The 18,517-nt window shown below is 67.3% G+C and carries 23 protein-coding genes; 13 read left to right on the forward strand and 10 right to left on the reverse strand.

All coding sequences use genetic code 11. From position 1 onward, the window contains the following. Positions 1-6 precede the first annotated feature (6 nt). Together ACIBEA_RS14225 and ACIBEA_RS14230 are read right to left on the reverse strand one after the other, a co-directional pair. Positions 7-2,196 (reverse strand): CHAT domain-containing protein, encoded by a 2,190-nt coding sequence (locus ACIBEA_RS14225; protein WP_399260508.1) that lies wholly within the window; start codon positions 2,194-2,196, stop codon positions 7-9. Further along, the gene (locus tag ACIBEA_RS14230) at positions 2,189-2,941 is read right to left on the reverse strand and encodes a hypothetical protein (RefSeq protein WP_399260510.1); all 753 of its coding nucleotides are present in this window, start codon (positions 2,939-2,941) and stop codon (positions 2,189-2,191) included. The genes ACIBEA_RS14225 and ACIBEA_RS14230 overlap by 8 nt, the downstream gene beginning before the upstream one ends. Positions 2,942-3,413: 472 nt before the next feature. Here ACIBEA_RS14230 and ACIBEA_RS14235 point away from each other — a divergent pair, with 472 nt between their 5' ends. The 5 genes from ACIBEA_RS14235 to ACIBEA_RS14255 all read left to right on the forward strand — a co-directional run bounded on the left by ACIBEA_RS14235 (position 3,414) and on the right by ACIBEA_RS14255 (position 6,018). Next, positions 3,414-3,962, forward strand: a complete 549-nt coding sequence (locus ACIBEA_RS14235; RefSeq protein ID WP_399260512.1) for a 2'-5' RNA ligase family protein — start codon at positions 3,414-3,416, stop codon at positions 3,960-3,962. Positions 3,963-4,027: 65 nt separating this feature from the next. After that, entirely contained in the window at positions 4,028-4,819 is a 792-nt protein-coding gene (locus ACIBEA_RS14240) for a tetratricopeptide repeat protein (RefSeq protein ID WP_399260513.1), read from the forward strand. A gap of 87 nt (positions 4,820-4,906) precedes the next feature. Beyond that, positions 4,907-5,305, forward strand: a complete 399-nt coding sequence (locus ACIBEA_RS14245; protein WP_399260515.1) for a hypothetical protein — start codon at positions 4,907-4,909, stop codon at positions 5,303-5,305. Continuing rightward, on the forward strand, positions 5,302-5,715 hold the full coding sequence (locus ACIBEA_RS14250; protein WP_399260517.1) for a hypothetical protein: 414 nt from the start codon (positions 5,302-5,304) through the stop codon (positions 5,713-5,715). Before ACIBEA_RS14245 ends, ACIBEA_RS14250 begins: the two co-directional genes overlap by 4 nt. Positions 5,716-5,853: 138 nt before the next feature. Next, the gene (locus ACIBEA_RS14255) at positions 5,854-6,018 is read left to right on the forward strand and encodes a hypothetical protein (protein ID WP_399260519.1); all 165 of its coding nucleotides are present in this window, start codon (positions 5,854-5,856) and stop codon (positions 6,016-6,018) included. Between the two features lie 322 nt (positions 6,019-6,340). Here the strand turns inward: ACIBEA_RS14255 and ACIBEA_RS14260 are convergent, their stop codons facing one another. After that, positions 6,341-7,093, reverse strand: coding sequence for a hypothetical protein (locus ACIBEA_RS14260; protein ID WP_399260521.1), 753 nt, complete (start codon positions 7,091-7,093; stop codon positions 6,341-6,343). 320 nt (positions 7,094-7,413) lie between these two features. On the opposite strand from ACIBEA_RS14260, the gene ACIBEA_RS14265 reads away from it, so the two are divergent. Then, on the forward strand, positions 7,414-8,232 hold the full coding sequence (locus tag ACIBEA_RS14265; RefSeq protein WP_399260523.1) for a TIGR02391 family protein: 819 nt from the start codon (positions 7,414-7,416) through the stop codon (positions 8,230-8,232). Between the two features lie 289 nt (positions 8,233-8,521). On the opposite strand, the gene ACIBEA_RS14270 is transcribed toward ACIBEA_RS14265, so the two are convergent. The 3 genes from ACIBEA_RS14270 to ACIBEA_RS14280 form a co-directional block, all read right to left on the reverse strand. After that, positions 8,522-9,376 carry a phosphotransferase gene (locus tag ACIBEA_RS14270; protein WP_399260525.1) on the reverse strand — a complete coding sequence of 285 codons (855 nt, stop codon included), beginning with the start codon at positions 9,374-9,376 and terminating at the stop codon, positions 8,522-8,524. A 189-nt stretch (positions 9,377-9,565) separates the two neighbouring features. Then, a complete protein-coding gene (locus ACIBEA_RS14275) occupies positions 9,566-10,096 on the reverse strand; it encodes a GNAT family N-acetyltransferase (RefSeq protein WP_399260527.1) in 531 nt (176 codons plus the stop codon). Next, positions 10,081-11,331: a helix-turn-helix domain-containing protein gene (locus tag ACIBEA_RS14280; protein WP_399260528.1), complete on the reverse strand. Its 1,251-nt coding sequence runs from the start codon at positions 11,329-11,331 to the stop codon at positions 10,081-10,083. The genes ACIBEA_RS14275 and ACIBEA_RS14280 overlap by 16 nt, the downstream gene beginning before the upstream one ends. A gap of 253 nt (positions 11,332-11,584) precedes the next feature. On the opposite strand from ACIBEA_RS14280, the gene ACIBEA_RS14285 reads away from it, so the two are divergent. From ACIBEA_RS14285 to ACIBEA_RS14310, 6 genes are all read left to right on the forward strand, one after another. After that, positions 11,585-11,818 carry a hypothetical protein gene (locus ACIBEA_RS14285; protein ID WP_399260529.1) on the forward strand — a complete coding sequence of 78 codons (234 nt, stop codon included), beginning with the start codon at positions 11,585-11,587 and terminating at the stop codon, positions 11,816-11,818. Between the two features lie 11 nt (positions 11,819-11,829). Further along, on the forward strand, positions 11,830-12,138 hold the full coding sequence (locus tag ACIBEA_RS14290; RefSeq protein WP_399260531.1) for a hypothetical protein: 309 nt from the start codon (positions 11,830-11,832) through the stop codon (positions 12,136-12,138). Between the two features lie 129 nt (positions 12,139-12,267). Next, the gene (locus ACIBEA_RS14295; RefSeq protein ID WP_399260532.1) at positions 12,268-12,687 is read left to right on the forward strand and encodes a hypothetical protein; all 420 of its coding nucleotides are present in this window, start codon (positions 12,268-12,270) and stop codon (positions 12,685-12,687) included. Next, positions 12,684-13,298: a hypothetical protein gene (locus tag ACIBEA_RS14300; RefSeq protein ID WP_399260534.1), complete on the forward strand. Its 615-nt coding sequence runs from the start codon at positions 12,684-12,686 to the stop codon at positions 13,296-13,298. Before ACIBEA_RS14295 ends, ACIBEA_RS14300 begins: the two co-directional genes overlap by 4 nt. Then, positions 13,268-14,143 (forward strand): hypothetical protein, encoded by an 876-nt coding sequence (locus tag ACIBEA_RS14305; RefSeq protein ID WP_399260536.1) that lies wholly within the window; start codon positions 13,268-13,270, stop codon positions 14,141-14,143. Before ACIBEA_RS14300 ends, ACIBEA_RS14305 begins: the two co-directional genes overlap by 31 nt. Then, entirely contained in the window at positions 14,131-14,604 is a 474-nt protein-coding gene (locus tag ACIBEA_RS14310; RefSeq protein WP_399260538.1) for a GNAT family N-acetyltransferase, read from the forward strand. The genes ACIBEA_RS14305 and ACIBEA_RS14310 overlap by 13 nt, the downstream gene beginning before the upstream one ends. Positions 14,605-14,710: 106 nt before the next feature. Here the strand turns inward: ACIBEA_RS14310 and ACIBEA_RS14315 are convergent, their stop codons facing one another. From ACIBEA_RS14315 to ACIBEA_RS14330, 4 genes are all read right to left on the reverse strand, one after another. Beyond that, positions 14,711-15,037 (reverse strand): hypothetical protein, encoded by a 327-nt coding sequence (locus ACIBEA_RS14315; protein ID WP_399260540.1) that lies wholly within the window; start codon positions 15,035-15,037, stop codon positions 14,711-14,713. Positions 15,038-15,106: 69 nt separating this feature from the next. After that, the gene (locus ACIBEA_RS14320; protein ID WP_399260542.1) at positions 15,107-15,427 is read right to left on the reverse strand and encodes a hypothetical protein; all 321 of its coding nucleotides are present in this window, start codon (positions 15,425-15,427) and stop codon (positions 15,107-15,109) included. A 218-nt stretch (positions 15,428-15,645) separates the two neighbouring features. Continuing rightward, the gene (locus ACIBEA_RS14325; protein WP_399260543.1) at positions 15,646-16,041 is read right to left on the reverse strand and encodes a hypothetical protein; all 396 of its coding nucleotides are present in this window, start codon (positions 16,039-16,041) and stop codon (positions 15,646-15,648) included. Positions 16,042-16,112: 71 nt separating this feature from the next. Next, complete coding sequence (locus tag ACIBEA_RS14330; RefSeq protein ID WP_399260546.1) at positions 16,113-16,469, reverse strand: hypothetical protein; 357 nt, start codon at positions 16,467-16,469, stop codon at positions 16,113-16,115. A 1,189-nt stretch (positions 16,470-17,658) separates the two neighbouring features. Here ACIBEA_RS14330 and ACIBEA_RS14335 point away from each other — a divergent pair. Continuing rightward, positions 17,659-18,513, forward strand: coding sequence for a GNAT family N-acetyltransferase (locus tag ACIBEA_RS14335; protein WP_399260548.1), 855 nt, complete (start codon positions 17,659-17,661; stop codon positions 18,511-18,513). The last annotated feature ends 4 nt before the right edge of the window (positions 18,514-18,517 follow it).

Consider the following 18,517-nt stretch of genomic DNA (forward strand, 5'->3'; position numbering starts at 1 on the left):
GTCCGTTCAGGTGTTCCTGCGACTTGTGGTCGCTCTGGGGTCGCCCACTACGAACCAGGGGGACCACCAGGACGCGTGCGCCGGTCTCGGGTGGTCGCAGCCGGCGATGAGGGCCTTGACATCGTCGACGCGTAGTCTGCGGCGCATGGTCTGTCGTGCCCAAGCGACCGCCGGACCGACCGCGAGCGGTAGATCGGGGGTTCGCCATGCCCGGTCCGGGCCTTTGCCGTTCAGAGCCGACACGAACAGGTCGGCGAAGAGTACGCCGGCCGCGTCCGGAACAGGGGCCATGCTGACCACGGCGGCCCGGGCGCCGGTCACCACGATCAATTGGCGGACAACGCCGAGGAACTCGTTGTTCTCCTCCCGGGAGAAGTCGCCCGCGCTGCATCCGGTCAGCAGGAGGATGTCGGCGCCGAAGGTGCGTTCGGGGACGTTAAGAAGGTCGGTGGGCCTGGTCCAGGTGCCGTCGCGGGACAGCAACAGCCCGTGCGGCTCCGCGTGGCATGCAAGGTGCAGCAGCCCCGCACTGCACCCGCGCTCCAGGAACTCGCCGCAGTCGGCAGTAACGAGAAAGCCGGACCCGGGTTCATCGGCGAAGTGGTTCGACCCGGTGGCCTCCACCTCTTGGTCCACGAAGACGAGGCCTTTGCCCCCGCCGTCACAGGCCACGCCCAGGTAAGCCGTGTCCCGCCCGCCTCGTTCTGGGCTTGGACGATGGGCGCGCAGATGACGCAGAACGCCAGCTGCTGGAACGATGGTGATCGTGTAACGCTCACCGAGCGTGAGGTTGGAATTGGACGGGTTCGGGCTCGGTACCTGGTGCCACGGAACGCCGAGGAGAAGCGAATCGGGAGAGATGATCAGTGTGTCGATCTCGTCCGGGACCGGCCCGAGCAGCCGCTCCGCACTAGGGAAGTCGCTGCTGGGTAGTACCTTGCCAAGGCGACCAGCTTTGACAGCCGCGGTGGCGAATTCCGAGGTGATGCCCGTGGCAAGCCCGGCGGTCACACTGCTCTGGGTCACGACGGTGCGCAAGGGAGCGCCGTCGTTCCACCGGTAGCTGATGTACGCCTCGCCCGGCTCCAGGCAGGCCTGCAGTTCCTCGGGGGTCACCGGGGAGGTGCTGAGCAGTTCGATCCGCTCCGGTGTGTCGTGATAGATGCGCTGGAACCGTCTGGCCACCTGCCGGTCGATGTCCTCCAGCTCGTGTTCCTTACGACGGAGCCCCTGCTTCATCACCTGGACTTCGTCGTCGGAGCGCGTGATCAGTGTTGCTTCGATCATTTGCTGGAGGTCGGATTGTTCTCGTGTCACGCCCGTTCTGCGCGTCATCAGCTCCGACAGGGTGCCGTCGTCGGCGGCCAGTCGGCTCCAGGTGTCGTCCTGGAGGTGTTGGTCCTGAAACGAGCGTCCTTTGGGCGCCTCACTGAGCAGCCAGATGAGCTCTTGCCACACCGGGTGCTGACTCATGGCAGCCGCTGACCTGCTTACCTTGCTGGTCAGGACGCGCGTCCCGTTGGCGACAATGGTCCGATCGTTGGCCTCCCGGTCCCCAGGTATCCGCAGGCTCGGCCGGGCCTGCTCATAGGTGTGTAGGGCATCGACCGCGGTGGTGATCCATTCCATGCCGCCGGTCTGCGCCAGTGTGACGGCCGCCGTCATCCCCGCAGCCGCCGACTCCACCGGGCGGTCCGCGCGGGTGAAGGCCTCTGCCGCACGACGGAGGGCGGGTATGCTCCGAGGGTCCGGCGAGCCGCCGATCACGTCCGTCCGAAGGGCCTGCCCCGCCAGGAATTCGGACATTCCCCTTCCCCACCAGTCGCCGGCGGCGCCGAGGTATTCGGCGGCTATGCCGCACATGGAGTAGCACTTCTCGCGATACTCGGGTAGGAGCATTCCGAGCCAGTTGTATTCATAGGCGGCGTGGTACCAGCACCGTCCGGCGTCCCCGAAAAGTCCGACCGTGCGGAATAGTTCAGCCGCGTGCTCGTACTCCGCCGCACGTTCCTTCCGCAGGTCAAGAAGGGCCGAGGTATTGCCGGACTGTACGAGACTCTGTGCGGCTTGCCGGCCACGACCGAGACTCTGTGCCCGCTGATAGCGGCACTGCGCCTCCATGCGGGTGTTCCCGGAGGCCGCGTACTGATCCGCCAGCTGAAGGAACCGGTCCGCAGCCGTTCGTACGTCAGTCATCCAGCGTCGCCCCCAAGCCTATCGCTGCCTCCTCTTCGAGGTCGGCAGCACCGGGTAGACCACGCACCAGGGCCAGCACCTGCTCGTATTCCTCGGCCGCCGAGCCAAAGTCCTTCAGGATCCGATGATTGTGCGCGAGCGCCAGCCGGAAGGTCGCCTCGGTGCGGCGGTCCCCCAGTCGGCCTGCGACGTCCGCGGCCTGCGCCGCCTGAGCGAGGGATCCCATGGGGTCTCCGGCCGCCAGCCGTGCCTGCGTCCGATACCGGAAGGCCACCAGTCGGAACGTGAGCAGACGCAGACTGTCGGTGTGCTCGGTCGCGGCGATGATCTGGTTGCTCAGCTCGGTGTCGGACCACCGGTTCAGGTCGGCCAATGTTTCCAGCTTGGCCGCCGAGGCCTCAAGATGTCCGGCCTGGTCCTCCGCCTGGGCAAACTGGCCGATGGCTCGGTCGAACCACAGAAGGCTCTCCTCGTGCCGGCCGTCGACTGTCAGAGCGTGCCCACTGCCCAGGAAAGCCTGGGCCGCCGGGGTCGCGAGCCCGTCCTGCTCGAAGATTTCCGCTGCCATGCGAAGCTGTTCGAACGCTGCGCCGCCGCGTTCCAGTTGGAACAGGTATCTGCCGAGCTCAAATCGGGCTGTAGCCTCCTTGCCTCGGTCGCCCGACTGCGAGAATTTTTCAGCGGCGGCTGCAAGGGCGGAAAGTTGTTGATCGGTATACGTACTACTGCCGCTCATTTCGATCATCTCCGAAAGCGGCCGAACTTGGACGCGGGCTGAGCCGCGTGCGGGATTACCGCCGAACCCGTCCTGATTCCTTCTCTTCAGGCTATCCACATCGGGGGAGGACTCGCAGCATGAACCGGGTGGCTACTCCGTCGGTGGGCATCAGGCTCCGCCCTGAAGGACAGCCCGCGTCCGAACTTGTCCCGGCAGGGAAGGGGGTGGGCCGCGCGTTCCCACGCCACCCCGACTGCGGACAGCACGCGTTTGAGGCCTCGCCGCCCCTGGCTGGACAGCTGGGCACCGTCCCCAAGAAAATCGAACGCCAGCGTCAGGTCCTGTGAGCCGACAGCGCAGAGCAACGCATTTCCGACCGGTCTCAACTATCAACGGTCGACGCGGAAAAGGACACGGACGCGAGACAGATGTGCTGTGGCCCTGGAATGAGACAGCCGAGAAAGCCCAGTTCAGCGCACAGGAATAGGACATTCCGAATGTGAACCTACAGGACGCCTGCCACGCGGCTGTGGCCCCCTACCCGATCCGCGCACTCGGGCATGACCAACTCCACGTTACCGTCGAGATGGTCACGGATGCCGCCGCCGACGCAATCGGCGACTCCGAGCGAGTGGTGCTCGTCGAAGCCCTGCGCGAGAAGCTGGCCACGGCCGAACCGGTCCACACCGAGATCGGCCACCCGTACAGCAACCGCGCCGGCGTCCTGTTCGATGTCTGGCCCGACCAGGACCTGCTCAACGTGCGGGCTCTGGTCCGTGACGCTGTACGGGAAGTACGCGGAGACGCCGCGGTTCTCCATGACGGCGGCCGGCCCCACATGGCACTCGGGTACAGCTGGGACACCTCCGACTCCGACCCTCTCAACAGCACCCTGCGCGCCATCACCCCGCGGCGGGTCCCGGTCACCATCTCCCGCCTGCACCTGCTCGACGTGACGTTCACCCAACAGCCCCTCGCCGACGGCCACAGGGCCTGGGACATCTCCTGGACACCGATCGCTGTGCTCCCCCTCGGCCGCGGGAACTGAACCCCACCGGCAAGCAGCCCGAACCCCACGGCCCATACAAACCCATTCACGAAGGAGCACTGCGGATGACGCTCACGCCTTCTACGGACAGGACCCTCGTGCAGGCCGAACAAGCCCGACACCAGGGCCGACTCAGCGAATCCGAGCGGTTATACGACAGCGTGGTCAACGCGCTCGCTGAGGCCGCGGACACCGACGAAGACCTGTGCCGGGTGCTGCACGGCTTCGCACTGACGCTGTACGGCCTCGAGCGATACGCCGAGGGCGAGTACCACCTGCGCAGGGCTCTGACGGGCCGGGGCAAGGCGCTCGGCCCGAGCGCATCGGAGACCATCGACACGCTGGCGCGCCTGGCCGAGGCCATCGGCGAGCAGGGCCGCTGGATCGAGGCGCACGCCCTGGCCCGCGAGGCATTCCGCCTCGGTCTGAGCGCGCTCGGAGCCGACCACGACGTCACCCGCGGGGCCCTGCTGGCGAGCGCCTGGGTGACGGTTTCCTCGGGCACCCCGCACGCGGACATCCTGGCCCGCGCCGTCGTCATGGCCCTGGACGGTTCCACCCACTCCGCCTCCGCCCGCAATCTCCTCGTCGTCGCCCTCCGCAAGAGCGGCCAGTACGAGGAGGGCGAGCGAGTGGCCCGCGAGACGCTCGTCATGCGCGAGGAGCAGCTGGGCCCTGAACATCCGCACACCCTGCTCCTGCGGTCCGATCTCGCGCTCACCCTGCACGCCGCCGGCCGCACGACCGAGGCCCTGACCTTGGCGGAGGAGAGCCTGGCTGCCGGCGAGCGAGCCCTGGGGCCGCACGCCCCGTGCACGGCGAGGCTACGCAAGGCCCGCCAGACGATCGCCGCCTGAACTCCGCCCGCCTTCCGTCGTCGCCGGTGTCGGCCGAACTGATCGAACGCGAAGTCTGCGCGCCAGTCCAGTGGCAGACTCCCCCCTATGGCCACCATCGACATAACGGGACTCGAGCCTGCCGCCGTTGTTGCCGCCCTGTACGACCACGCACGGCCCGTCGGGCTGGGCGTGGCGGCCGACGGCAGTGACAGGTCGCTGGATGTTGACGAGGCACGGCGGCTGCTCGATGAGGTGCCGACGATCTCTGTACGGCAGGCGCCGCCATCGGCCCTGCCGTATGCCGACATCTTCGGCAACCTATTCATCAACTATCTCCAGGGCCGCCCTCTATACGTCTCGATCGCCGGCTCCGAACTGGACACCGGCCGCTATGACCGCGATCACGGCGACGGCGCCGCCGAGCGCATCGTGGAAGCCCTGAAGCAGACCCGTGAAACAACGGCCTCAGCAGACTTGGACGCGGCTACGGGAGCAGAGGCATGAGAACCGGCACCCTGGCCATCAGCCACCAAGTGAACGTCGCCGCTTACCATTCCCTGCCCATACTCCCCACCTGGCACCCCTGCAACATGCATCATGGGCACGACTATCGGATCGTCTTGGAATTGACCGCACCGGCCAGCCTCGTCACCGATGACGCGGCCGACCATCTGCGAGTGGCCGCCGCGGAACTCGTCAGACACGGCGGGCCGCTTCACATGGAGGAGCTGGGGTACCTGGACGGCGGGGAGTTCAATCCTCGCGCGGACAGCCAGTGGCTCTCGGCGTGGGTACACCAGTGGGTGGCCGCGCGCCTACCGGAAGCCCTGAGTACCTACCTAGTGATCCAGGTCCAGGCTCCCGCAGTTGACCGCATCCCCATGGTCCACCGGGGTAGCGCAATCCCGGTATAGCACGACGGGCAGTTGGTCTGAGGCTGAAGTACCCACGCCCACCCCAAGGACAGCCACCAAGACGTCCTCGCCCGCTCCCCGTTCTCGCGAATCGACGTCGCCCGCTGGGACCGCACCGTCACCCGCGACCTGGACTCCGTGATCTGCCTCCAGTTCTCCTATAGCTACAGCAGTCCCGCCCAACTCGGCGACCGCAAGGACGCCTTCGAGCGTTACCTGCGCCAGGCCCTCACCGCTTTCAACCCCCGCGGCGCCTTCGCCGAGGCCGTACGCACCCTAGCCATCATCGCCACGCGGCCGTGAAGGCGGCGGTCGTCACACCGCCCCAAGGAGAGCATGACGGCGTCAGGCTCGGCGGCAGCGATCTCGAAGCTCGGAGATGACGGCTCTTTCGCGCGCGGTGACGGCACGGCCACCATGGCCACCCGGTCGGCCGCGTCGAGGAGGTCGCTCAGATCCCCCGGCTCGGCGTCCAGGCGCCGCCACACCCTCGGCGGGATCCATGTCGACCATGTGAGCGAGTCGTTCATCGACCACCAGATGCCGATCCCGGACCAGCCTCACCAAGTGCCGCCGCCTTTCGCCGTGGTGTGGTTACAGGCCGGCTTGCTGGAGGGTGGCCCGGCTACGACTTCGGGAAGTGTGCATGCCGGTCATACTCGGGGTGTCCGGGGTGGCAGATGTCCAAGATCTGCCGGCCGGGGACATCGGCGGCGTAGTGGATGGTGACGCCGTTGCCATTCAGGCCGAGGCGGGTACCGAGGAAGTCGAAGATGAGTTCCCGACCCGTGCCCGCGGCAGCTGGAGTGGAAACGTCGATGCCCGAGACGATCAGCGACGGGTGGCCGAGTCGGCGGATGCTCTCGAACCCTGCGCCCGTCCAGACCGGGCCGAACTGCCGCACCTCTCCGCCCCAGTTCGACAAGAACCGGACCGGCCAGGGCTTTGCGAGCGGCTGCCGGGAGCTAACCACGCTCACCTCGCCGAACCGCCTGTTTGCCACCTGGGCCGGCTCGTGGACCAGCGCGGTCGATTCCCGCAGAGCCGTCAGATAGGGCATGGCGATGCTGCCCGCCTGGATCGCCCGGTCCAGGCGCTCGGTCAGGGACTCCTCGGTCAAGGCTCGCAGTCCGACTGCCCGAACGTTCTCGATCTCGTGATCGAGGAGCCGGGTCGCGTGATAGGTGCGCAGTAGGCGCCCGGCAAGCATCTCGCGGACCTGGTCGTCGTACTCGGCGAGTTCGCTGGCCTCGTTGTGGAGGTCGCTCGCAGTATCGAGGCCCTCGGGTACGGAGAGGGCCAGTTCGGTGATCAGGTCGAAGAGGTCGGCCGGCCAGGTGGCGGAGTCGTCGAGGTCGACGGTGTCGGGTGCGGTCACGACACAGGCATACCGGATCGGGTCGGTTCCGCACATCGGTCTATCGGGGTGAACTGGCACCGGGGGGCGATCAGCCGTCCGGGCGGCTACGCGGCCTGCCTGCCCGGCACGTTGCCCGCAGGGCGGCCGTCATCGCCAGCAGGGTCGCGGCTTCGGCGCGACTGTAGTCGCCTGCGCGCGCTTGGACGCACTCAAAGCACCGTCTCTACGCGACCGCGCCGGTGACCACAGCCACTGACCTTTTCCGAGCGCTGCAACGCGTACTTATGCCATCCTGACTGGTTGGCCTGTAGAAGAAGCAGGCCCAGGAAGGGCATGGAATGACCACGTCCAACAAGTACGCCCCCTGGCCTCCCGCCACGGTCACCGCGGTCGCGGACGTTCTCGCCGACACGAACGAGGGACTGACCGGTGGGGAGATCGGTCTCCTGCTGGCCCAGATAGGCATAACGGACGCCGAGGGGTCCAGTAAGCGCAGGCGGCTGGCCCAGGCACTGCTCATAAGGCAGGCCCACGACCAAGCGTCGAACTGTGTGATCAAGTTCATCACCGAGGCCATGGCTCCCGTGCGCTACCGGCAGCATCCCGACGTGTTCTCCCGGCGTCGTGACGACCTCAACGAGGTCCTGGTCCACGTCGGCCTGCGCGTCAACAACGAGGGCAAGGTGGCACGAGGGCCAGCCGCGAGCACGCTGGATCAGGCCGCCGAGCACGCCAACTCCCTGCGAGCGGAACTTCGCCGTCGTGGAACGCATCCGGAAGTCCTGGCGTACTGCACCAAGGAGATCCTGGCCAGGAACGCCTTCCACGCCAGCCTGGAAGCTGCCAAGTCCGTCTTCGACCGCCTCCGGCAGCTCACCGGCGAGCAGCTGGACGGCTCCCGCCTGATCGACGCCGTGCTCATGCCCGGTTCTACGGGTACGCCGCGCGTCGCCATCAACACCGGAACGACCAAGACGGAGGAAGACGAGCAGAAGGGGTTCGCGGCCCTGATCAAGGGGCTGGGCAGCATGTACCGCAACCCCACGGCGCACGATCCGCGGCTTCACCGGCCCGTAACCGACGACGAGCTACTGGAACTGCTGACCACCTTGTCGATGGTTCACCGCCGTCTCGACCACGCTCGTGTGAAGCCCTGACCGACGCCGCCGTGGCCACCGCTGCCCCGTCCATGGAGCAGTGGCTCCCGCCCCGCCAGAGCCACTCCAACGGAGGCCGTTCGAACCGTCCCGGATCTTCCGCGAGGTCCGGCACATCGAGTGCACCACCGCCATCCGGGCGTGACCTCCATGGCCTGGCCGTCAGCTGACGCCCGAGGGAACCTTCTGGATGGGTCACGGTGGGGGGTATGGCCGAGCTGATCGAGACCCTCGCGTACGAAGTCGACGACCAGGTGGTCCGGGAATCCCGCGACGTCCTGCCGACGCGTCAGGCCGCCTGAAGCTCGGCCACCAGCCGTGAGGCTTCCTTCCTCGCCCGCACCAGCAGGGGATCGTCCTCGTAGGGGTGGGGGCCGACGATCTTCGACAGGAAGAACAGTGCCATCAGCTTGCCATCCCGGCTCTCCAGATCCGCCAGCCGCTCGCGGTGGACCCGGTCCGCGAGTTCCGGGACGGCAAGGGCGTTGCCCCACAACGTTGCTGCGTCCAGCCCGCGCGGGGCCATGCCCCAGTCCTCCCAGTCGATGACGCAGAACTCCGGGCCCATCACGTTCGCCCACGTCAGATCCGCGTGCGCCGCAGCCCACTGCCCGACCAGGGTGTCCTCGACCTCGGGGAAGACCTCGCCCAGCTTCGCCGTCACCAGTTCCTGCGTCATCAGCTCGGTGTCCGGCGTGGCTACGCGCGGGGTGCGGTGGGCGGCGAGCGCGTCGAGGGAGGTGTTCAGCGCGGCCCACCACGTCTCGGGCAAGTCAGGGTCCCTGAGGACGAGGGCGCCCTTCCCGATCGGCGGGGCGCTGATCAGCTCCAGCTCATCCGCCCGCCACATAGCCGGCTCACTCTCGTCCCGCCAGGCCAGCCCCCGGTACCACTGCGGCATCACCACGCCGTCAAGGACAGCGGCGGCCTCAGTCCCGTTCCACCCCTGGACGCCGATCCGCTCGAACCCCCGCCGCTCGATCCGCACCCACGTACCCCGATCGGTCCGGCCGCCCAGCGACCGGCGTTTACGGATCACCGTGGCCCGGTCCAGGCGCACCCCCAGCCCCTGCTCCACCCGGTCCAGCACCACATTGACCGGTTCCTTACGCAGATCCACCACGCGTGCCACAGCCAGAGTCATAAAGGCGAGGCTAGCGAGCCATACGACGGTGCCGCCCCGCTCGAGAGTGACCAAAACTGCGAGAAGGCATGCATGAACACCAGGCCAAGCCTCCCGTGGTGCATCTGATCGGATGCAGACGCGCCCCACCGGGCAGCTCGCCCGCCCCGGAGCGCTCCGACCACGTAGGGGCTTCGTATGTCGGCCGGGTCAACCGTCGAGCTTGTTCAGCATGACGGCGTACACGGGGCTGTCGGGGAACGGCTGGTTCTCGCCGATCTTGCGGTAGCCCCAGCCCTCGTACATCGCCTGAAGCCGGGGCCGCTTCGTGTCCACCGTGAGGACCGCCCACGACTCCGGGCGTCCGGCGAGAAGCGCGTCGTGCAGACGGGGCCCGAGGCCAGTCTTGCGCCACTTCGGGCGCACCATCAGCTCGGAGACGGAGAACGTGGCGGGATCCTCCGGCTGGGTGTCGAGGTGCCCCTGCCACCACTCCCTCCCCGCGGTGGCGGGAGCGCCGTAAGTGAATCCGACCGGCACGTCACCGTCGTAGGCGATCACGCACGCGAATCCCTCGTTGCCGCCCCAGTGGTCCACGAACCATGGGAAGCGCTGCACGAACTCCTCGTGCCGGCGGTCGGCGTACGCATCCTCGTGCACATCCAGCAGCGTCTGCCGGATGCCTCCGAGATCGTCGTGGCTGTAGTGCCGCAAGGTGGTGTCGGTCAACGGACGCTCCATTGGGTGCGGTAGCGGTCGGCCCACTCCCGGGCCGTCCGGTCGGTGGGGGCAAGGTTGAAAAGGCCGCGCTGGAAGTCCCCGAGCTGGGTTCGCATCCGGCCCGGGAGTGGGCCGCCGCCCATCAGCTCGAACGCGTCTCCAGTCGTCGCGCACGCCTGTCCGACGTCACCCTGGCGAAGCTGCGCGTGGGCGAGCCGGACCATGGTCATGGCCCTGTTACGCCGGAACTCGGCGGGCAGCGCTGCCAGCGCTCGGTACGAAGCGGCCTCAGCATGGGCAGGCTCGTCGAGGAGGTCGTGGACGATCGCGGTAAGCGCTGCCAGTTCCGCAGGTCCGTAGAAGCCGATCCACGCCGGTCGGGGAACATCCTCGGCTTTGGCAAGGGCGCCCTGGGCGTAGCCGAGGGAGCGCAGCGCGGGCTGCCGGTCGCGGCGGGAGGCGTGCCCGATCGCCGTCCGGGCATGGGCGAGGGAAGAGAACAGCGGATCCCGGCGCGCGGTGGCCGTGGTCTGCGCAGCCTGGGAGGCGGCGATGCCCTCCCCGTAGTCGTGGCGCTGGTGCGCGAGCATCGCTGTGGAATTCCACACCCTCATCTGCGCCATCGGGTCCTGCGCCAGCCCGGCCAACCGCAGGGCCTCCGCCAGTTGAATACGGGCACGGTCGAGCTGCCGGGCGTCAATACACGACCAGGCGGCCGAGGCGGTGTAGTGCGAGGCCACCGAGAAGAGGCGCTGCCGTACGGTCTGAGAGGCGGCCCGCTGCTGCAACCCGATCGCCTCTGCCGCCCCAGCGAGCGCAGCTCTCTCCAGGGCGGTGTGACCGCCCCGGGCCTGGTCCAGCGCGGTCAGAGCAGCCATTCCTTCACGCAGGCGGATCACGTCTGCTGTTCCGACCGTGCGGCGCCCGGACGGGGCGGGAGCAGCGATGGCGACGGCCGCGCCGGCGGTCAGGGTCCAGAACGTACGGCGGTGCACGGGGTCCTCCGGTGGTGCAGTGGCGGGTGAGGCGAACCCTAAATCCGACAATGGGCATCCGAACACCTGCTCAAGCGCAGCGCGGGTCCGCCCGATCGGCCGTGTAGTGCGTCCGTTCACCAGATTCCACACGCTGCGCGCGGACATATTTCCCGGCCTGCCGGTGATCGCATGCAGCGCCGCGTTCATCTGACCTGCTAACTCCTCCTGAGTCAGCCCCAGATCAGCCATCCGCTGCCGAAGTACGGCGTTCTCTGCCATGCCCAGACCGTAGCGACGGGCTCACCCGCAGGACACCTGCTCGGGTAATCCATCCGTAAAGTCTTCCGGCTGCCCGCGACCCACCACCCGCAACCTTTCCTGTCGCCAAAACCGTTGCGGTCGTTGACTAAGCATCACGCCGCCGGAATGGCCCAGGCTCCCCGCCCGGCGGCAGGAGGAGGAGGAGGAGGAGGAGAGCCCCGTCCATGTCCCCCGCATGGGCGGGGTCATCGCCCGACGAGGAGGCATCGCCGTGACCACCGCGCACCGCCCGCCGTCCCACCAGTCGCTGCCCGCGTGGCTGTACGAGGGCGCCCGGGTCCTGGACCCGGAGAAGGACCGCGAGGCGATCGTGCAGTTCATCGGCCCGTGGGAGGACCCGCAGACCCGTCGTATAGACCCCTGCGGGGTGTTCCTGCGGCCCGAGGGCGGCGGCATGGAGTGGATCGTCGCGCCCGGCGCCGTACGAGAGGCGGAGGGCCGGTGAGGTTACGGCTGTTGGACGGGACCGAGCTGGCCAGCGACCCCGCCCGCTGCGTGGAATTCGCACTCGACCAGGTGCGCGTCGAAGACGGGCACCTGGTCCTGCGGATTACCCCGGCGGACCTCGTACACCTGCGGATCGAGACCGACATCGTCCTGCGGGAAATCCGCGGTGAGGCCCTCCGCGCGGAACACGCCTGGCGACGCGCCCTCGGCGAGTGGCACGAGGAAGGCCGCTCGGCCGTCGAAGCCCGCGCACCCGACGTTACGTTGCTCGCCCGGGTCCTCGAAGCCTTGCGCCGCGAAGCCCTGGTGCTCGTGTAGGCGCATCACAGATTTCCGCCCCCGAACCTTCCAGGCAGTCGGCACGGGGGCGGAACGGCGCCGGAAGTGACGCCCCACGGGCTTCCGGCGCCATCCACGCACCACTCGCACACGATCGAGAGGACCACCATGAGCGCCACCCTGACCCCCGAAAAGGTCGAACTCGGACGGTTCTTCACCGTCAGCGCCGCCCGCTTCAAGGACGGCCACGCCACGGTCGAGATGTTCTCCGGCGCGATCGACGCCGAATGGCACGAGCTGCTCGACTCCCCCGAGTACCCGGAGTTCTGCACGCAGCACGCCGGCCAGCAGATCGGCCACGCCCCGCTGAAGGGCTCGGGCGAGATCGCCTGGGTCACCGCGTACGAGGCGCTGTTCGGCCCGCTGCCCGAGGTCTGGTTCACCAACGCGGCCGGCGAGGTCGACACCGGGGCCCTGCACCGCTACCAGACGACCGGCATCGTCGTCGCGGAATGGGACTGCTCGCCGATCGGCGGCGGCGACGGGGACGACGTGGTTCCCGAGTCCCGGGAGATAGCAGCCGCGTGATCACCGCGCACGCTGCCGGAGCGCTCCGGTCCACAGCCGGGGCGCTCCGCCTCATCCAAGCCCGCACCACACACCCGAGAACCGTGGATATCGCCGCGTACGTCCAGGCGGTGTCTGCGCACTGCCCGTATCTCGCGCCGTCCGTCGAACGGGGGGTGACCGGGTGGACCGTGTACGAAGCTGCCGGGGACGCGGGAGCGGTCGAAGCGGAGGTGTTCCATGCCGCGGTCCAGGCTGCCGAATGGGTACGGCCGTTGGCCTCCCGCCGCCACGGGATGCTCGTGTGCGAGAACATCGTCGTCCTGGGCGCGGATGCCGGGACGCTGGTGTGGCCGCACTGGGCGCTGAAGAATCTGTACGGGCCGGTGGGCTTGATGTTCGGGAAGTTCACGGCTGGCGAGGTTCGCGGCGACATCCCGGTGCCCCCGGTCTCGTTCCTCCCCGTGCGGGTCGCAGTACGGCCCCGTGACCCGCGTTTCCTCGGCGCTACACCCGAGTTGGCCGCCGCGGTGGCGGAAGCGGTCGATGACGGCCGTGACGTCCTATACGGCATCGGACACGACTGGACGGAGATCAGACAATGGGCGCAGCACCTCCTCCCGAAGCACTAGAAGCCCTGGAACAGCGGTTCGGGACCGTCGCGCACGACCTCCTGAGCGACCGGCGGGGCTCCAGGGCATGGAAGATTACGACGCACGGGGCGACACTGTTGCTGAAGGCCAACGCTCCCGAAGACGACGGCGCCAGGAACAAGGCTGCCGAGATGGAGCAGGAAGACCGCCACCTCCTGGTCCTGACCGAGGCAGCCGCGATCCGTCCCTCCTACCGGATCGACGCGGGAGCGTGGGCCGGCGGGCGGTGGCTAGCCGTGGAGTGGGTTGACGGCGCACCGCTGTGGCGGGCCCTGGCCCCCACCCGCGAAGACACCGGAAACACCACCGCGCACCGCGCCCTGCTGCTCCGCATCGCGCAGACGTGGGCCGCCCGCCTCGCCTCGATGCACGCTACCGGGTGGACCCACGCGGACGTCCAGCCCACCAACACCCTCGTCGACCCCGACGGCGCCGCCCACGCGATCGACTACGCCCTGGCCTGCGGCCCCGCCACCGCCCGCCTGCCCTACCGGGGGGCGCTCACCCACACCACCGCCCCCGAAATCGCCGATGCCATCCTGTCCACAGCCGACGACGTCCACGTCCAGGCCAAGCCGCCTGCCGACATCTGGGGTCTGGGCGCCTCGCTGTTCTGGTGCTGGACCGGGCACCGCCCCGGCATCTACGAGGACGACACACAACGCCTGGACAAGCTCCGCACTCTGGCGGAGGGGAAGCTGCACGTCCTCCAGGACGTCCAGCCGTGGGCGTTCCCGGCCCTGAAGGAGCTGATCGAGGCGTGCCTGGCGCCGGACCCCGACCAGCGGCCCACGGCCGCCGAGGTGGCCGCATGGTCACGCTGAGGAGGCTGACCCCCGACGACGCTCCCGCCGTGGCTCGTATCTACAGCGGGGCCTCGGTCCGCTTCACCCACGGCGAGGACTACCGGATGACGGTCGAGGACGCCGCCGTGCGCCTGAAGAAGATCCACGACCAGGATCACGCCGTCCCCCGCAGCCACTGGAACCTCGGCATCACCGTAACCGGCGACCTGATCGGCGTCATCAAATCTCGCAAGCGCAGCCCCGACTTGGCCACGCTCAGCTACATCCTGCGCGAGGACACCTGGGGCCACGGCCACGCCACCGACGCCGTACGGCAGTTCGTCCCGCTCGTCTTCGCCGAAGCCGCGGTGGCACGTCTGGAAGCCAAACACCACCCCGACAACCCGGCCTCCGGCCGCGTCCTGGCCAAGGCCGGGTTCACCCGACTCGGCGTACACGAGGGCTACACCGAGTATCGGATCAGTCTGCCCTCGCCGTAACGGGAAGATCCGTCGACCGGAATTGCCCTTCCGGCCCATGGGATGAGCGGATCTACTCGGTCGACGATCAGGTGGTCCGGGAATACCGCGACGTCCTGCGGACGCGTCAGGTCGCCTGAAGCTCGGCCACCAGCCGTGAGGCTTCCCTCCTCGCCGGCACCAGCAGGGGATTGTCCTCGTAGGCGTGGGGGCCGACGATCTTCGAGAGGAAGAACAGCGCCATCGGCTTGCCGTCCCGGCTCTCCAGATCCGCCCGCCGCTCGCAGTGGACCCGGTCCGCGAGTTCCGGGACGGCAAGGGCGTTGCCCCACAGCGTTGCGTCCCCAACATCCAGGGCATGGGCAAGCTGCGCTACGTGATGGAGCAGGCCTTCGCCCTGCTCCACCAGTTCAAACGCCTCGCCGTCCGTTGGGAACGCCGCACCGAACTCCACGACGCCTTCGTCTCCCTCGCCTGCGCTCTGATCCTGGCGACGTCTCAACAAACCCGATTCATGATCACCTTAGAAGCAGATGCTGGTGCAGTGCTTCACCCCCTTCTTCTCCTCACAGTCCTTCCAGCAGAGACACATCTTGCCGATGCACTCCGGACCCACGATCGCCTGCACCTGGCCGTCCACCGCGTACTCGGCAGAGAGGTGCTGCCCGTCGGGGAGCTCAATGCCCCGTTCCCGTAGAAATTCCACTGGATCAGGCAGCTCGACAGGCCCTGATCCCCTGGTACTCACCACACCCTTGACGCTTTTGAAGTAATCCTCCACCGCAGGTGCCACGCCTTCACGGGTGAGGAATTCCATCTGCGCCTTCAGTGCCTCAATGTCCATGGATAGATAATGGCGCGCCGACCGCTCAATGTCGCGCAACACGCTCGTTCTGGTGTAGCGAACCCAAGGGCCCTGCCGGCCAGGCATCGGCACCTTGTGAGGAACCCCGCACAATTCGACCCTCCGATCAACGCCATGCCCCAATCCGATCACTTGCGGACCTGAGGGGCCTAAGTCGAATATTTCATTTCTCAACAAATGACAAGCCCACCTTCATTTCATCCAGGCACAACAGTCCTGATTGATGATGGGTTATTTATCACACCGATGCCGAAGATCACAAAGATGACCAAACCTGCTAGAAATAGAAGCAGCTGCAGCGCCCAGGGAATCCTGAGTGACTTTTGGTAAATTCCTTTACCGACATGAGAAAGTCCAGCGAGCGCAAGAAGCGAACCTACGCCGAATATTATCGACGCCAAGAATAGTAGCCATGACACAACAAGCAGGTCTTTGTGATTACTGACTGCGTCACCCGCCCAGTTCTTCGAGAATGTGAGCGATATAGCTAGGATGCCGGAAGAGAGGGTGATCACCGCAGCAATGGAGTCCTTAGCTAGCCCGTAGATCGTCTTGTGGTCGGGCTCCTGTTGCTTTCCGTTTTCCAGGGTCACGATTGGCCACCTTGTCAATCACTACCATGATGCGTGTCGACGGCCATGGGGCCGCGTCTCGCGCTGCCCTCTCACTGCGCATCTCCCGACGCCCCGCCGGTCAGTGGACAGAAAGGCGGGAAGGGGCAGTTCATTTGCATCACCTCGGCAAGGGATGCCGCGTCGACAGTGGGAGCAACTCTTCGATCGGTTGTATCGATCCGCTCGCGCAGTTGAATAACGGCGGAATGCACTACCTTTCCGAGGCCCTCCTTCGCTTCGTCGAAAATCTGATCCCTAATGCTCGGATTGGCGTCTCGAACTGCCCGACTTCCGGTCTGCAAGAGATTCTCGACCATGCGCTCCGCTCGTGGCTCCAGGACCAACCCAGCGGTCTCTCGGTCAACGATTTCACGGAACTCTGGGAGAACCTCCTCCGGTTCGTTCACGGAATTCACACTATCCTCCAACGGGGCGAATGTTGAACAGTCGCAGGTCGCTGCCGTGAAGCTGCACCGCAAATCTTGCGCGCCACCTTCGAGGGTGCGGCATGCGGACCCAGTGCAATAAACACGGGGTGGTGCGGCGCATACCGAAGCGCAAACCATTGCAACCAACTTGGCCGGCTCACAGGGGCATGGCCGGTTACTGGAGCGCCCACTTGAACGCCACCGATGGTGGATCAGTGCTCGCGGAGGCACTGACTGCCAATACTCATAACGTTAGGCCACGCCCCGGCCCGTCGCGACCGGAAGATAGTAAGCACTCGGGAGCTGCCTCTGAGTCCCGATAAATCCGGGCAAGTAGCGCTTGTTGCATGAACAAACACTTCGCTGAGTGTCTAACCGCGTGACGGTGCCGACCTTCATGCACGGGCAGGCGCGTAGGCCATCGGCAGATCCTGCCAGGTGCGGAAGAAGGCCGGAGAGGTTCCTGGCAGGCTGCGCGCAAGCCGCGGGCCGAACCCGCGAACTCACCGTTCACGACTCAACGTCGAGCGCGGGGACCCTATGCCGCGGCTGTGGCCCGCCGGGAGGCCCTGGCCATCCTGCTCCGGCGCCAACCGATCCCGCGGGGCGTTTGAGTCCACCTTTTCGTGGAGTGGATGCAGGGGCTGCACGCGGCATGGGTCACCGCGACGCCATCGCTCGGCCGACCAGCACAGCTCATTGGAGGGGAACGGCGTGGTGCTATGGCAGGCCGCGACCGCTCTCGATATCCTCGGTCCGCCGGTGGAGCGCTGCCCGCACCGTCGGACGAAGTGACGTGACCGTCGCACTAAGGAACACGCGCCGGTCGTCGTCCAGGAGCAGCCGGGAGGCCACACCGGGGGTAAAACCACCTGTGCACGGCACCGGACCGGCCACCCGCGACTCCAGCCGGGATTCCACGTAATCACGCGCAGCGGCCGGAAGCGAGCCCCATTCAGGCTGGACCGAAGTTGCGGACATGTGGTACTCCCTGGGACCGAATCCCGGGAAAACAGACGCTTCCGACAGGCTAGTGTCCTGCGCCGCAAGTGCGTTGAAGAACTCCAGCGAGGTGTCGGCGGCGAAGCTCCCTTGACGGCGGAGGTGTTCGCGCCTCTCTCAGCGGAAAACCACGGGCGCACGCCGACGGCACGCGGGATCATGAGGCATGAGTCCGGATGACTGGCACCTCACCGAAGACCTCGACGACTTTCTCGCTCGCGCTGGAGACTTCCTGCAGTCGCGTCCCGCCCTGCACACCGTCCCGCTGACGGTGACCGAGGCACTGCGTACACGCGGGGCGGACGCGTACGGCGCAGACGCCCCCATCTTCGGCCTGCTGGAGCGGGCGGGCGAGGTCCGCGCAACCTTCTTCCGCACCCCGCCCCGCCGCCTGACCCTCACCCCCCTCACCCCCGAAGAGGCCGACAGCCTCGCCGCCCACCTAGCCGACCTAGGCCACCCCCTCCCCGGCGTCAACGCAGACCACGACACCGCCACCTCCTTCGCCGAGGCTTGGCAGCGGCACACGGGCGCAATACCGACGCTGCACGAGCGGGAGCGGCTGTACCGCCTGGGCACGCTCACGCCACCGGACCCGTTCCCTGAGGGCCGGGGGCGAGTCGCGGGCGAGCAGGACCGCGAGCAACTCATGCTCTGGCACCGCGAGTTCGTTACCGACATCGGAGGAACACCCTCTGCGGACAACAGCTCGTGGGCGGACACGCGCATCGCCCACGAACGCGTCACGCTCTGGGAAACCCCGGACGGCACCCCCGTCTCCATGGCGGGCAGGACCCCCATGGTCGCGGGCCAGATCCGGGTGGCCCCCGTCTATACCCCGGCCCACCTGCGCGGCCGCGGATACGCGGGCGCCGCGACAGTCGAGGTGAGCCGGGCCGCTCTAGCCGCGGGCGCGGCGGAGGTCCTGCTGTTCGCGGACCTGGCCAACCCCACCAGTAACGGCCTCTATCAGCGGATTGGCTACCGCCCGATTGCCGACTTCGCGGTGTACGACTTCTAGTCCC

This window comes from Streptomyces sp. NPDC051555, from assembly GCF_044454405.1.
Lineage (GTDB): Bacteria > Actinomycetota > Actinomycetes > Streptomycetales > Streptomycetaceae > Streptomyces.

What these genes read in the sequence shown, in the direction of transcription:
- ACIBEA_RS14225 (WP_399260508.1), bottom strand. Translation starts at nt 2,196, where the DNA reads ATGACTGACGTACGAACGGCTGCGGACCGGTTCCTTCAGCTGGCGGAT.
- ACIBEA_RS14230 (WP_399260510.1), bottom strand. Translation starts at nt 2,941, where the DNA reads ATGATCGAAATGAGCGGCAGTAGTACGTATACCGATCAACAACTTTCC.
- ACIBEA_RS14240 (WP_399260513.1), top strand. Translation starts at nt 4,028, where the DNA reads ATGACGCTCACGCCTTCTACGGACAGGACCCTCGTGCAGGCCGAACAA.
- ACIBEA_RS14245 (WP_399260515.1), top strand. Translation starts at nt 4,907, where the DNA reads ATGGCCACCATCGACATAACGGGACTCGAGCCTGCCGCCGTTGTTGCC.
- ACIBEA_RS14250 (WP_399260517.1), top strand. Translation starts at nt 5,302, where the DNA reads ATGAGAACCGGCACCCTGGCCATCAGCCACCAAGTGAACGTCGCCGCT.
- ACIBEA_RS14265 (WP_399260523.1), top strand. Translation starts at nt 7,414, where the DNA reads ATGACCACGTCCAACAAGTACGCCCCCTGGCCTCCCGCCACGGTCACC.
- ACIBEA_RS14270 (WP_399260525.1), bottom strand. Translation starts at nt 9,376, where the DNA reads ATGACTCTGGCTGTGGCACGCGTGGTGGATCTGCGTAAGGAACCGGTC.
- ACIBEA_RS14275 (WP_399260527.1), bottom strand. Translation starts at nt 10,096, where the DNA reads ATGGAGCGTCCGTTGACCGACACCACCTTGCGGCACTACAGCCACGAC.
- ACIBEA_RS14280 (WP_399260528.1), bottom strand. Translation starts at nt 11,331, where the DNA reads ATGGCAGAGAACGCCGTACTTCGGCAGCGGATGGCTGATCTGGGGCTG.
- ACIBEA_RS14295 (WP_399260532.1), top strand. Translation starts at nt 12,268, where the DNA reads ATGAGCGCCACCCTGACCCCCGAAAAGGTCGAACTCGGACGGTTCTTC.
- ACIBEA_RS14305 (WP_399260536.1), top strand. Translation starts at nt 13,268, where the DNA reads ATGGGCGCAGCACCTCCTCCCGAAGCACTAGAAGCCCTGGAACAGCGG.
- ACIBEA_RS14310 (WP_399260538.1), top strand. Translation starts at nt 14,131, where the DNA reads ATGGTCACGCTGAGGAGGCTGACCCCCGACGACGCTCCCGCCGTGGCT.
- ACIBEA_RS14320 (WP_399260542.1), bottom strand. Translation starts at nt 15,427, where the DNA reads ATGGACATTGAGGCACTGAAGGCGCAGATGGAATTCCTCACCCGTGAA.
- ACIBEA_RS14335 (WP_399260548.1), top strand. Translation starts at nt 17,659, where the DNA reads ATGAGTCCGGATGACTGGCACCTCACCGAAGACCTCGACGACTTTCTC.